Source organism: Massilia oculi (genome assembly GCF_017582745.1).
Lineage (GTDB): Bacteria > Pseudomonadota > Gammaproteobacteria > Burkholderiales > Burkholderiaceae_D > Telluria > Telluria oculi_A.
Genome location: NZ_JAFVIM010000024.1, coordinates 86397 through 100483, shown reverse-complemented (window position 1 = coordinate 100483; position 14087 = coordinate 86397). Strand labels below are relative to the sequence as shown.

The 14087-nt window shown below is 65.9% G+C and carries 8 protein-coding genes and 1 pseudogene; all 9 read right to left on the bottom strand.

Features of this window, described 5'->3' with window-relative positions:
• Positions 1–278 precede the first annotated feature (278 nt).
• The 9 genes and pseudogenes from J3U95_RS22955 to J3U95_RS22915 all read right to left on the bottom strand — a co-directional run bounded on the left by J3U95_RS22955 (position 279) and on the right by J3U95_RS22915 (position 14044).
• Positions 279–2114, bottom strand: a complete 1836-nt coding sequence (locus tag J3U95_RS22955) for a sensor domain-containing diguanylate cyclase (protein ID WP_208280952.1) — start codon at positions 2112–2114, stop codon at positions 279–281.
• A gap of 384 nt (positions 2115–2498) precedes the next feature.
• Positions 2499–3848: pseudogene (locus tag J3U95_RS22950) on the bottom strand (RNA-guided endonuclease InsQ/TnpB family protein).
• Positions 3820–4461: an IS607 family transposase gene (locus tag J3U95_RS22945; protein ID WP_208280951.1), complete on the bottom strand. Its 642-nt coding sequence runs from the start codon at positions 4459–4461 to the stop codon at positions 3820–3822. Before J3U95_RS22945 ends, J3U95_RS22950 begins: the two are co-directional and overlap by 29 nt.
• Positions 4462–4509: 48 nt before the next feature.
• On the bottom strand, positions 4510–5541 hold the full coding sequence (locus J3U95_RS22940; protein ID WP_208280950.1) for a glycerophosphodiester phosphodiesterase: 1032 nt from the start codon (positions 5539–5541) through the stop codon (positions 4510–4512).
• A 69-nt stretch (positions 5542–5610) separates the two neighbouring features.
• The gene (locus J3U95_RS22935) at positions 5611–7476 is read right to left on the bottom strand and encodes a glucokinase (RefSeq protein WP_208280949.1); all 1866 of its coding nucleotides are present in this window, start codon (positions 7474–7476) and stop codon (positions 5611–5613) included.
• Positions 7477–7562: 86 nt separating this feature from the next.
• A complete protein-coding gene (locus J3U95_RS22930; RefSeq protein WP_229520040.1) occupies positions 7563–8549 on the bottom strand; it encodes an alpha/beta fold hydrolase in 987 nt (328 codons plus the stop codon).
• 119 nt (positions 8550–8668) lie between these two features.
• A complete protein-coding gene (locus J3U95_RS22925) occupies positions 8669–10534 on the bottom strand; it encodes a putative bifunctional diguanylate cyclase/phosphodiesterase (protein ID WP_229520039.1) in 1866 nt (621 codons plus the stop codon).
• A gap of 177 nt (positions 10535–10711) precedes the next feature.
• A complete protein-coding gene (locus J3U95_RS22920; protein WP_208280947.1) occupies positions 10712–12385 on the bottom strand; it encodes an alpha-amylase family glycosyl hydrolase in 1674 nt (557 codons plus the stop codon).
• 27 nt (positions 12386–12412) lie between these two features.
• Positions 12413–14044: an alpha-D-glucose phosphate-specific phosphoglucomutase gene (locus J3U95_RS22915; protein WP_208280946.1), complete on the bottom strand. Its 1632-nt coding sequence runs from the start codon at positions 14042–14044 to the stop codon at positions 12413–12415.
• Between the last annotated feature and the right edge of the window lie 43 nt (positions 14045–14087).

Sequence of the window (14087 nt, the reverse complement as noted above, 5' to 3'; positions counted from 1 at the left end):
TGAATGGTCCGTTTGCCGCGGGAATAAACCTTCACCAAGGCTTGCTCGATGAAGGCTGCAGAATACACTTTACTCATGTTGTCTCCTAAAAATTAAGGTGACAACTAGCGTGACACAGGGGGCATTCGGACACGGCCTCGACAATCACTACGTACCAATTTGGTTGTCCCGCACTTTCGAGAGCTGTAACAAGCTCCGCAAAGGCTGAGCTCGTGTCCGAATGTCAGACCTGACCCCGGTTTTGATGACCCCGGTTTTGATCCCGGTTTTAGCGTCGGTCAGGCCGCGGCGTCTAGCGCCAGCGTGTCGGCCAGCCTTGCGATGGCAAAGGTGTTGCGGCCCATGCCCTTGGCCTCGTACAGCGCGCCGTCGGCCAGCTCGCTGATCGCCTGCGCCGTGACGCCCGGCGCGTCGGCCAGGCCGACGCCGATGGTGGCGCCGACGGGAATCGCATGGCTGCCGACCACGAACGGCGCTTCCATCGCATGCATGATCTTCTTGGCCACCAGCTCGACATCACGCGGCGAGCCGACTTCGTCGAGCAGCACCGTGAATTCGTCACCGGCCAGGCGCGCCACCAGGTCGGAGCTGCGCACCACGTTGCGCACGCGGCGCGCGAACTCCACCAGCACCATGTCGCCCACCGCGTGGCCGTGGCTGTCGTTGATCTGCTTGAAGTGGTCGATGTCCAGGTACAGCAGGGCGAAAGCGCGCTCGCGCTGCGGCGCACGCTGCACCGCCGCCTGCAGCGCCAGCTCGAACTGGCGCCGGTTCGGGATGCCCGTCAGCGAGTCGGTGTGGGCCAGCGCGTGCAGGTTACGCTCGTGCATGCGCGCCGCGGTGGCGTCGGTGGTCAGGATGTAGACGCCGATCACCTGGCCGTCGCGCAGGTGCGGCAGGAAGGTCGAGTGCACGATCCGGATGTGCTTCTTGCGCACGATGTCGTGCTCGCACTGCGAGGCCTTGCCTGCCCAGGCATCCTTCAGGGCTTCCTGCTGCTGCGACCAGTATTCCTCGCCGAAGGCCTCGACCATGGTCTGGCCCACCACCTGCTCGGGCGCCTTGCCCAGCCAGGACTGGTGCACCGCGTTGGCGAACACGTAACGGTGGTCCTGGTCGAGATGGGCGATCAGCACCGGCAGGTTGTCTGTGATGGTGCGCAGGCGCTCTTCGCTCTCGATCAAGCGGTCTTTCGAGGCCTTCAGTTCGGTGATGTCCTTCATCGCCACCACCGCGCCAAGGGTCTTGCCTTGCGCGTTGCGCAGCGGACGACCGCTGGCCATCAGGGTATAGGGCGCGCGGCCGTGCGGAGCGATCACCATCGCTCCATCGCGCACCACCTCTCCCCTGAGCGCGCGCACCAGCGGCACCTCGTCCATCGCCAGCGGCGCGCTGCCGTCGGCGTAGTACAGCGAATAATGCCGCGGCCATTCGGCCGGGGCCACCGCCTTCAGATCCTGACCGTGGAAATCGCGCGCGGCGCGGTTGAACAGCGTCAGGTTGCCGATGGCGTCGCAGGCGACCACGCCGACGTCGATCGATTCCAGCACCGCGTCCAGCAGCTCCTGCTTTTCTTCCAGCTGCTGGCGGATGCGCATGGACTCGGCCACGCGCTCTTCCAGCTCGGCGGTGCGGGCGGCGATGCGGGCTTCGAGTTCGGTGTTGAGCGACTTGAGCGCCTGCTCGGCGAGCATGCGCGCCATCACCGCCTTCATGTGATTCAGTTCGGTTTCGACCAGCACGGCCAGGTCCTCCAGCACCTGGCGCTCCTCGATGCTGAAGCTGCGCGGCGCGCGGTCGATGATGCACAGCGTGCCCACCGCCTGACCGTCGCTGTAGACCGGCTGGCCGGCGTAGAAGCGGATGTGCGGCTCGCCCGTCACCAGCGGATTGTCGGCGAAACGCGGGTCGCACGCCGCGTCTTCCACCACCAGCAGCTCGCGCGCCTGCACCGCATGGCTGCAGAACGACATCGAGCGCGGCGTCTCCTGCGCTTCGAGCCCGGCGCGCGACTTGAACCACTGTCGCTCGGCATCGACCAGCGACACCAGCGCGATCGGCACGCCGAAGGTCATCGCGGCGAGCCGGGTGTACCGGTCGAAGCGCGTTTCCATGGGCGTGTCGAGGATTTGAAGCGCGGCCAGCGCGGCAAGGCGGGCCTGTTCGTTGTGTGCGTAGGTGACGATGATGGTGCTCTTCCAAATACCGGTTCAGGGGCGGCGGGTCGAGGCCGGGACGATGGTGGAGCGCCGGGGATGGGGGCGTCCACGGCCGAATCTTACATGGGGTTCCTAGTGGAAACTACTGTTTCCACTGCGAGCGTTGCGTGGCGTAGACGCTTTTACGCACGGGCCGGTCGGACGTCAATACGATCTGTTGCCAATAGGAATTATCGAGTGGTGTTAATGTTTCCGTACGGCATCGATGGCGACCCGTCCGGTTGCCGGGTCGTCGGTGAATACCGCGTCCACGCCTGCTTCAAGATAAGCACGAATCTGCTATCGAAAAGGTGCGCACACGTGCACACCGTTCTCTTCCTGCCCCGAGCCGTCCTGTTGACCGTGCTCGTACCTGACAGGCGTGACTTTCCCGCCTGCCGCCGGAACCGCTCCAGCGGCAGTGCCATACGTTGCCGCATGACTCGCCTCGGGTAGCGCCGTTCTCGCCACGAGGGCGTCGGTGGCGAGCCGTTGCAGATTGATCGCGGCGTTCACATCCCGGTCGTGAGAGATACCGCAAGCGCAAGTCCAATGACGCTCACTGAGTTTCAATGCGGTGTAATGCGCGCCGCATGCCGAACACAGTTTGCTGGACGGATACCAGCGATCCGCCAGCACCAAGATGGTGTCGTAACGTTGCGCCTTGTACTGGAGCTGACGCCGGATTTCGTAGAATCCAACATCAGCGATCGCACGCGCCAGTCGATGGTTGGCCAGCATGCCGCTCACGTTCAGGTCCTCGATCGCTATCGCTTAGTTTTCGGGGCACAGTCGAGCCGTAAGCTTATGGATGAAGTCGGTGCGTACATGGGTGATGTGCGCATGCAGGCGCGCCAGCGCACGCGCATCCTTTTTCCGGTTGCGCGACACCGGCAGGCGCACACCTTTCGGGATCGTGCCCGTGATCCCGGCACTGGCCTTCGCGGCTTTCAGCTTGCGTGCATGGCGGCGCGAGCGGATGCGCAGGCGCCGCTGGCTAGCACGTAGCGGCCGTGGGGCCGGTATCTTCTCGGCAGTGGACAGGACGGCCGCAGCGCTTATGCCGAGATCGACCCCAACCACGCCATCACCCTGGCGCTGCAGGCGGGCCAGTTGCTCCGGCAGCTTGACCTGCACGGCCACATACCAGTGGTCGGCTTCGCGCGATACGCATGCGCCCATGATCTTTCCGGGAAACCGCAGGAGCTCGGCCAGCACGACCTTCCCGATCCTTGGCAGCACGGCGCACTTGCCCTCAAAACGAATCTTGTCGTTGGCAATATAGAACGAGTCGCGGCAGCGGCCTTTCCTTTTAAATGTCGGTGAATAGGCTTTCTTGCCGGCTTGCCGTTGCTCGTAGTAGCGGCGCCACGCCCGCTCCAGGTGCGCGAAAGGCTGCGCATGCGCATCGCGGTGGATTGTTCGCAGCCACGGTCTGCCTTCGGCATCGAGCCAGTCTGGATGGGCATACTTGATTCCATTGAACTGCTTTTTCAATTTCATGGCATCTGGCCGCTGGCCCAGCGCGATTTGCCGCTGCCACTCGGCCACCGCCCAGTTCCAGACCTTGCGCGCCGTCCCCGCCGCTCGCGCGAAATAGTCGCGTTGCTCAGGCGTGGCTTCAAGCCGGATGCGATGTGACAGCAGCATTGCGCGCGTCCTTGCTCAATGCAACATCCAACTGGCGGCGATAGTTGCGCAGCCCATATAAACGACTTGAGAAGCAATGCACGATGGTCATCATGTCTTGCACCATTTCCTGTTCAGGGGACAAGCGCTCCTGGTTCAGTACGAGCAGCTCGCAGCCATGTTCGTGCGCTATGTGTTCGAACCATTCGTATCCGAAGCGCGTCAGGCGATCCCGGTGCGCCAGCACCAGGGTGCGCACCTCGCCTCGCCCGAGCGCGTCGGTCAGCTCCAGCAAGCGCGGACGCCTGAAATTGAGCCCGCCGCCAATCTCTTCGATGAACTCGACATTCGCCAACCCACGGGCTGTACAAAACTCTTCCAGAACCCGGCGTTGATTGCGCAAATCCGGCTTTTGCGCAGCGCTCGATACCCTGCAGTAAGCGATGATCCGGTCTGGAACCGGACATGACTGCAATCCGATCCGCTCAGCAATCTGCGTTTCGCTGTAGAGGCGCAGGCCGGTTGGGCTACGCGCTAACGGAGAGAACGTGCCGCAGCGGTCCCAGCGTTGCAACGTCTTGGGTGTCACGCCAAGCCGACGCGCCGCCGCTCCCGTCTTCAGCATCATTTCCATGGTGTTCTCTCATATATGCTTACGTAGATTCAGACACCATAACTGTGACTAGAGTTCCGCTCCCGCCGCATCGCCGCGCTGGCTGGGCGAGGCGGCAGGCGCGGCGCGCAAGCCGGTCGGCAGGAAGGGGTTTTCGGGGCGCATGGTCCACACATGGACCGCCAGCCCGGCGCCGCGCGCATCCTGGACGAAGCGGGTCGGCGCGCCCAGCGCGCCGGCCGCGTCGCGTGGGATGACGATGGACTTGTACGGCGCCACCACGTCGGCATAGCGCGCGATGGCGCGCAGTCCTTCCGGCGTGATCATGGCGGCGTAGGTCAGGCCGCTGCCGGCTTCGATCGCATCGTGGGGCGCGCCGCCAAGGGCCACCAGTTGCACCAGGCGGTAGCCGGCCATCGCGCGCAACTCCTTCAGGTTGCCGGTTTCGAAAGACTGGATGAACACGGCCGCATCGCGGCCGCGGTAGCCATTCGCCGCCAGCACGTCCACCAGGCGCCGCTCGAGCCCCAAGCCGATCGACTTGAAATAACCCGGATGCTTCAGCTCCGGGACCAGGCCGATGGTCTTGTTGCGCGCGCGGCTCTCGCTGTCGACCAGGTCGATGATTTCCTGCAGGGTCGGGATTGCGTACTGGCCGTCGTATTGCACATTGGCCGGCCGGTTGGCGGGAATGCGCTCGCGGGCGCGCAGCAGCTTGAGTTCGGCCAGGGTGAAGTCTTCGGTGAACCAGCCGCTGACCACGACGCCGTCGACGGTCTTGCTGGCCTTGCGGTGCGCGAACTGCGCCAGCTCCGCGACGTTGGTGGTGCCGGATATCTCGTTCTCGTGGCGCGCCACCAGCACGCCGTCGCGGGTCGCCACCAGGTCGGGCTCGATGCTGTCGGCGCCGTCCTCGATCGCCTTGCGGTAGGCGGCCAGCGTGTGCTCGGGACGCAGGGCCGAGGCGCCGCGGTGGGCGATGACGCTGGGAGAAGTGGGCCAGGCCGGGCCCGGGTTTTTCAGGTCATGACTGGCGCAGCCGGCCGCCAGCAGCGCGACGAATGCGCAGCCGAGGATGCGCGGGGATAGTGGATACCGCATGGACCGTCTCCAGTTGCCGGACTTGTCCGCATTGTCACGGCGCGCCGTGACAATGCCATGACACCAGACCTAGATATCCAGGTGCGAGATCAGCAGCCGGCGCTGCTCGATGTCGTTCTGGCTACCCTGGCTGCCCTCCCCTTGCGCGCCCAGCGAGATCCCGACCGACATGATGTCGATCAGCAGCAGCTGCAGGATGCGCGAGATCATCGACAGGAAGGTGGTGCTGTCCTCGCTGTGGTCGACCGCCAGGCACACGCTGGCCTTCTTTGCCAGCGGCGACTTGCTGCTGGTGATGGCGATGACGTCGGCGCCTTGCGCGCGCGCGGTGTCCACCGCCTCCAGCAGGTCGGGCAGCTGGCCGCCGGTGGAAATCGCGATCACCACGTCGCCCGGTCCCAGCAGGCCGGCGGCCAGGTTGAGCAGGTGCGAATCGCCGTACAGCGCGGCCGGGATGCGGAAGCGGAAGAACTTGTGCTGGCCGTCCAGCGCCACCGCGCGCGAATTGCCCATCGCGTAGAACTCGACCCGGCGCGCGCGCCGCAGCAGCTCGATCGCGCGGTCGATCGCATGCACGTCGAGCGCGTCGCGGAACTTCAGGATCGCCGACACCGTATTGTCGATCACCTTCGCCGACAAATCGTGGGTGCTGTCGGTGACCCGCACCTGGCTGTGGCGCACCGGGATGGTGCCGGTCAGGCTGCCGGCGAATTTGAGCTTGAATTCGGCCAGGCCCTGGAAGCCCAGCGAGCGGCAGAAGCGGATCACGGTCGGCTGGCTCACATCCGCCAGGCGCGCGATCTCGGCGATCGGTTCGGACAGCACCTTGCGCGGATGGTCGACCACCAGACTGGCCACGCGCTGCTCTGCCGGCGACAGCTCGTGGCGCAGCTGCTGCACGCGGTCCATCAGCGTGTTGGCGCCGCTGCGGCCGCGCAGGTGCTCGGACAGGATCGCGGAGACGCCGTACAGGGCCGGGTTCGGCGTCATGATGACGAAGGTCGGGATCTGGGCGATGTAGTCGGTGAAGCGGCCCTTGGCCTCGAAGCGGGCCCGGAACGGAGACCCGGCGAACCACTCGCCCATGCGCGGCACGATGCCGCCGCCGATGAAGATGCCGCCGAAGGCGCCCAGGGTCACCGCCAGGTTGGCGGCGGCGCTGCCCAGCATGCCGGCGAAGGTTTCCAGCACCTCCAGGCACAGGGCGTCGCCGGCGTCGAGGGCGCCGCCCATGATCTCGGCGGTGCTGCGCGCTGGCGCATCCACACCGTTACGTTGCGCCAGCGCGCGGTAGATCAGTTCGATGCCGGGACCGGAGATCAGGCGCTCGTTCGAGACGTGCTTCCATTCGCGCCAGGCATATTGCAGGATCGCGAATTCACGCTCGTCGCTCGGCGCGAAGTTGACGTGGCCGCCCTCGCTGCCCAGGGTCACGAAGCCGTCGATGGTCGGGATCACGCCCGACACGCCCAAGCCCGTGCCGGGACCGAGCACGCCCGACACCGCATGCGTCTGTGCCTGCCCGCCGCCCACCTGCAGCAAGTCCTTCGGCTGGAAGCCGGGCAGCGCCATCGCCAGCGCGGTGAAATCGTTCACGATCAGGAGCGTCGACAGGCCCAGCGCGCGACGCACCTCGTCGGTCGAGAACTGCCAGTCGCGATTGGTCATGCGGATCAAATCGCCGCTGATCGGATTGGCCAGCGCGAAAGCCGCGTGGCTGATGCGCTGGTTCGGATGATCGGCCAGGTAGGCGTGCAGCAGCGGGACGATGCCGTCGTAGTCGTCGCAGCGCAGCACGGTGACCTGGGAGAGGACTCCGGGCGCGGTCTCGAGACCGAAGCGCGCATGGGTGGCGCCGATGTCGGCCAGCAGGCGCGGACCGTCGGCAAAAGCGGCGCGCGCGGGTTTCAGTTTGGTGTCTGGATCAACGGTCATCGTGTAAGGATACCATTGAACGAATTACAAGAGAATGGGGACGGCGGCCGCTCCCGCAGCGCCGGCCAGGCGTGGTCAGGCGGTGGTCAGCGCACCAATCCGTCCACCAGCGCCTTGTGGAACTTCACCGGATCCTGCATCTGCGGCGCATGCCCCATGTCCGGGAAGGTCACCAGCTTCGAGCCCGGAATCGCCTCCTTCGTCTTCTGCGCCAGCACCGTGTAGTTACCGAGCTTCGGACGGATCTCGGCCGGCGCCGCGTCCTTGCCGATCGCGGTGGTGTCCTTCAGTCCCATCAACAGGAAGGTCGGCACTTTAATCAGCGGGAACTCGTAGACCACCGGCTGCGTATAGATCATGTCGTAGATCAGCGCCGAATTCCAGGCCACGATTTCCTTGCCCTTGCCGCGGTACATACCAACCAGCATCTGCACCCACACCTCGTACTCCGGCTTCCACTGGCCGTTGTAATAAGTGGTGCGCTCGTACTCGCGCACGCGTTCGGCCGAGGTCTTCAGCTCGCGCTCATACCATTTGTCCACGCCCAGCGACGGCACGCCGAGGTTCTTCCAGTCTTCCAGGCCGATCGGGTTGATCATCACCAGCTGGTCGGTCAGCTCCGGATACATCAGCGCATAGCGCGTGGCCAGCATGCCGCCGGTCGAGTGGCCGATGACGATCGCCTTCTTCACGCCGATCGACGCGAGCAGCTTGCGGGTGTTGTCGGCAAGTTGCTGGAAGCTGTACTGGTAGTGCTGCGGCTTGGTCGACTTGCAGAAGCCGATCTGGTCGGGCACCACGACGCGGTAGCCGGCCTGGGTCAGGGCCCTGGTGGTGCCATCCCAGGTCGCGCCGCAGAAATTCTTGCCGTGCATGAGCACCACGGTGCGGCCGTTCGGCTTGGCCGGCTTGACGTCCATATAGGTCATCGAGAGATCGACGCCCTGCGACTTGAAGCGGTATTGCTGCGTCGGTTCGGGGTACTTGAACTCTTCCAGCTCGGGGCCATAGACCGGCTCGGACGTGGATTGGGCAAAGGCCTGGACCGGCAGCAGCGCGAGGGCGAAACTCATTCCCGCGACAGCGCGGGCAATGCGTGTAAAGACTGGCATGGCAATCTGTGCAAAGTTGACGGAACTTCCAGTCTATCCCAGTTTACGGGCGCTTCGATACCGTGATTTTCAAGCCGCCGTCAGGCCAATAATGCGCGCATCGCCGGCACCGACAACGGCGCCGCCTGCGCGTGCTGGAAGCGCTGCAGCACCTTCTCGATCGCCGGCGCCGGCTGCGCGCGGCTGAAATACCAGCCCTGCACGCAGTGCACGCCGCGCTCGGCCAGCCAGGACAGGTCGGCCTCGTCCTCCAGCCCCTCGCACAGCAGCTCGGCGTCGAACACGGCGGCGATGCCCTGGATCAGGGCGAACACGCCGGCGGTGCGGGCGTCGCTCGCCACGCCGTGCACGAAGCGGCGGTCGGCCTTGAGCCGGTCGAAGGGAAAGCTGTTGAGCGCATCGAGATTCGAATAGCCGGTGCCGAAGTCGTCGACCGCCACCCGCACGCCGAGCGCGCGCAGCGCCGACACGCGCTGGTGCAGCAATTGCGGCGAATCGAGCAGCAGGCTTTCGGTGACCTCGAATTCGAGCAGATCGCCCGGCACGCCAGTGGCCTCGAGAATGTCGGCCAGGCGCGCGAAGATCTGGGAATGCATCAGCGAAGCGCGCGAAAAATTGAGCGCCACCGGTGGCACTTCGCGGCCACGCGCGCGCCATGCCATCAGGTCGTGGCAGACCAGGTCGAGCACGTGCATGTCGAGTTCGAAGATGCGGCCCGAACTCTCGGCCTGCGGCACGAACATCGCCGGCCCCACCAGGCCATACACCGGATGGCGCCAGCGCACCAGCGCCTCCAGTCCGATCAGGCGCCCCTGGGCGACGTCGACCTGCGGCTGGTAATGCACTTCCAGGCGGCCGAAGCGCAGCGCGCCGCGGATCGCCTCGCGCAGCTCGTAACGCAGGCGCGAGCGCGCCATCAGCGCCGAGTCGTATTCGTGCACGGCGCTCGCGTCCTGGTGCTGGCGGACCGAGGATGCCGCGATGTCCGCGGTATCGAGCAGGCCGCCGGCGTTTTCCTCGCACGGCAGCGCCTGGCGCCGCAAGCCGATGCGCGCGTGCAGCGTGTGCATATTGCCCGGCTCGACCTCGAACGGCTGGTCGATGGCGGCGCACAGCCGTTTCATCCAGGCCGGCTCGTCCTGCGGCGGCGACAGCAGCGCGAACGCGAACTGGTCAGCGCCCAGGTGGCCGAACAGCGCGCCGTCGACCCAGCCTTCGAGACGCTTGCCCATCAGGCGCAGGATGCGGTCGCCCGTCTCGCGCCGGAACAGGTCGTTCACCTGGCGGAATCCGATCAGGTCGACCAGGCCGACCGTGACCGTCTGCCCATCGTGGTCGGCCAGCATGCGCTGCAGGTGCTGCAGGAACACCGCGCGGTTGAACATGCCGGTGACCGGATCGCAGTAGCGCAGCTCCAGCATGTCGACCACGATGCGGCCCATCAGCCGCAGCTGCGCGCCCTGGGCGACGTCGAGCAGGCGCGGCTCGGTGCCCATCACCCACAGGTTGCCCAGCAGGTGCTCGCTGTCGCCGCGCAGCGGCACGGCGGCGTAGTGGCGGTAATGCGGCGCCCCGGCCACCAGCGGATTGCCGGCGAAGCGCGGATCGAGGCTGGCGTCTTCCACCTCGAACCAGTCGTTGCCGTCAACCACGGCGATGTCGCAGAAGGATCCGGAGCGCGGGAAGAAGCTGGCGTGGATGCCGATGTGCGACGGCAGCCAGATCTGCGACTTGAACATCAGGCTGATGCCGCCGATGTCGGCGCCGGTGGCCTGCACCGCCAGCCGCGTGATGTAATCGAGCTTGGGATCGGGCGAATCGGTCATGCCCACCTCGCCGTCTTCCGGCAGGTGCAGGCCGGCACGCGCATCGCCTGCGGGCGCCAGCCGGCGCGCCGTCCCCCGCACCGGGCGGTAGCTCATTCCTGCTCTTGCCTTGCTGTCCATGCTCGCTCCCCTTCCGCGCCAGCTCGCATCGGCGCGCCACGGCCGCGCGCTCAGTCGGCGCGCGGTTCCGTAAAACACGAATATGTTTCCAGCTTAGCAGTCTTCGGACGAACGCAACCGACGCGCGGATGGGAATTCCGCGCAGCAGCTTTTATGCAACAGGCATGATGCCTGCCGTCAGTCCTGGGCGATCAGCGCCACCGGTGCGGCGATGTCGAAGCGCACCTTGCCGCCCTTGACCACGGCGGTCTTGCCGGTGTACCAGTCGCGCACCGTGGCGCCGTCGTGGAACACGCCGCCGACCTGGATCGTGGCCGGCTGGCCGCCCGGCAGGTCGAGCGCCACCACCACGCGGTCGCTCACGCCGTTCCGTTCCCAGGTGCGCTTGAAGGTGTAGGGGCTGTGGCTGATCATCTGGTGCACGCCTGCGCCGACGGCCGGGTGGGCGGCGCGGAAGCGTCCAAGGCGCGCCCAGTGCGCGCGGATGTCGGCCACGCGGTGCATGCCGCGCTCGGCGTTCGATTTCAGCTCGTCCCAGTTCATGAACGAGCGCAGGGTGGCGTCGCCCTCGGCGCCTTCGACGCGCAGGATGCGCGCGGTCTCGTCGCCGTAGTAGATCTGGGCGGCGCCCGGCGCCAGGAGCAGCTTGTTGGCCGACTCGAACGGGCGCTCGCGCAGCGGATCGAAGGGGCTGCTGTCGTCGTGCGAGCTGATGTAGTTCAGGACCGAATAGCCCTTCATCTCGCCTTGCAGGATCTTCGAATAATCCGAGAAGATCTTTTCGTAGGGCTGCTTGGCATCGCTGCGCAGGCTGAAGCTGATCATGCTGTCGAAGCCCTGGTCCAGGTAATCGACGAATTCGCCGCCGCCCAGGTCGAACTTGCGCGCGTGCTTGATCTCGTAGTTGTAGACCTCGGACACCATCCAGAACTTGTCGTCGCTCAGGCGCTGCTTCGGATTGGCGCGCTTCCAGTCTTCGAAGGCGAGGCTGGCTTCCTGCTTGAGTTCCTTCCACAGGCCGGGCTCGGTGTGCTTGACGGTGTCGGCGCGGAAGCCGTCGATGCCGTACTTGCGCACCCAGTCCGCATGCCATTTCATCAGGTAGTAGCGCGGCGCGCGCGGATAGCCGGTGCGCTTGAAGAAGTCGTCCAGCTCCTTCACTTCGCGCTCGTAGCGCCCTTCCTTCTTCCATTTCGCCACCAGGTGCGGCGGCAGCTCGACGCTGGCATTGCTGTTGGTGAGGAAGTCCGGCAGGTTCGCCACCAGCGTGCAATCGATCGTGGTGCGCGCGTCCTTGTAGGTGCACTGCGGGCCGGTGCGCACCCACGATGCCGGCCACACCGGATCCTGCGGCGTGACCGGGCCGGTGTGGTTCATCACCACGTCGAACACGATGCGGATGCCGTTCGCGTGCGCCGTGTCGACCAGTTCCTTCAGTTCGGCCTCGGTGCCGAAGGCCGCGTCCAGCGCGGTGAAGTCCTTCGCCCAGTAGCCGTGGAAGCCATAGCTCTTGCCGGTGCCCTCGTCGGTCGAGCCGTGGATCTGCTCGACGACCGGCGTGAACCAGATCGCGTTCACGCCCAGGTCGGTGAAATACCCCTCCTTGATCTTCGCCGTGATGCCGGCGATGTCGCCGCCCATGAAGCCGCGCATGACTGCTGCGTCATCCTTGCGGCCATACGCCTTGTCGTTGGCCGGATTGCCGTTGTTGAAGCGGTCCGTCAGCAGGAAGTAGACGGTCGCGTTCTCCCAGACGAAGGGTTTTCCGGCAGGCGCTTTCGTTTGTGCGGCGGCAGACGACATGGCGCCAAAGGCGAGCAGCATGGAGGCGGCAAGGACGGGTAATTTCATGCGGTTTCCTGTGTGGTGGGTGGGTAATCAGGTGATGACGGTGGGTTCGCCCCGGCCGGTACGCTGGCGCAGGCCCGACACGCTCTCGGCCACGCCGATCAGGCCCTGCAAGGCTTGCTGGGTGTCGAGGTCATGGCGCGCCGGATCGGCCTCGAAGCGTTCGAGGTAGAGACGGACGGTGGCGCCTTCGGTGCCGGTGCCGGACAGGCGCAGCACGATGCGCGAACCGTCGCTCATGATGATGCGGATGCCCTGCTTGCTGGCGACCGAGCCGTCGACCGGATCGGCATATTCGAAGTCGTCGGCCTGCGCCACGTGGTGGCCGTCGAGCGTCTGGCCCGCCAGCTTGGGCAGGCGCGCGCGCAGCGCGTCCATCATGGCGGCTGCCGTCGAGGCGTCGACCGCCTCGTAATCGTGGCGCGAATAATAGTTGCGGCCGAAGCGGGCCCAGTGCGCGCGCAGGATCTCCCCGACCGACTGCCGGCGAGCGGCCAGCAGGTTGAGCCAGAACAGCACGGCCCACAGGCCATCCTTCTCGCGGATGTGAATGGAGCCGGTGCCGTAGCTCTCCTCGCCGCACAGGGTGGCGAGGTTGGCGTCCATCAGGTTGCCGAAGTACTTCCAGCCGGTGGGCGTCTCGAAGCAGGAGATGCCGAGCGCCCCGGCCACGCGGTCGGCCGCTTGTGAAGTCGGCATCGAGCGGGCGATGCCCGTGATGCCCTCCGCGTAGCCCCGCGCCACGGTGGCGTTGGCGGCGATGATGGCCAGGCTGTCCGACGGCGTGACGGCGATGCCCCTCCCCACGATCATATTGCGGTCGCCGTCGCCGTCCGAGGCGGCGCCGAAATCGGGCGCATCCGGCGCCGCCATCGCCGCGATCAGGTCGGCCGCATTGACCGGGTTCGGATCGGGATGGCCGCCGCCGAAGTCTTCGAGCGGCTGGCCGTTGACCACGGTGCCGGCGGGAGCGCCAAGGATGTCTTCCAGCACCGCCTTCGCGTACGGTCCCGAGACCGCGTGCATGGCGTCGAAGCGCATCCGGAAGCCGCTCGCGAACAGCGCGCGGATCGCGTCGAAGTCGAACAGGCGGCCCATCAGCTCGGCGTAGTCGGCCACCGGGTCAATCACCTCGATCGTCATGTCCTCGATGCGGGTCGTGCCCAGCCGGTCGAGGTCGACCTGCGGCGCATCGCTGATGCGGTAGGCGTCCAGCGTCCTCGTGTGCTCGTAGATCGCGTCGGTGATTTTTTCCGGCGCCGGGCCGCCGTTCTCGATGTTGTACTTGATGCCGAAGTCGCCATCCGGACCGCCCGGGTTGTGGCTGGCCGACAGCACGATGCCGCCATGGCAGGCGTGCTTGCGGATCACGCAGCTCACGGCCGGCGTCGACAGGATGCCGCCACGGCCCACCAGCACCTTTTCGACGCCGTGCGCGGCGGCCATGCGCAGGATGGTCTGGATCGCCTCGCGATTGAAATAGCGGCCGTCGCCGCCCACCACCAGGTGACGGCACTTGCCCTCACCCAGGGTCAGGAAGATGGATTCGACAAAATTCTCGAGGTAGCGGGGCTGCTGGAACTCGGACACCTTCTTGCGCAGGCCCGAGGTGCCGGGACGCTGCCCGGCGAACGGGGTGGTCGCGACGGTCTGGATGGTCATGCTGTGCTCCTGTCTGGGTAAGTTTGCGCTCACATAGTCACCC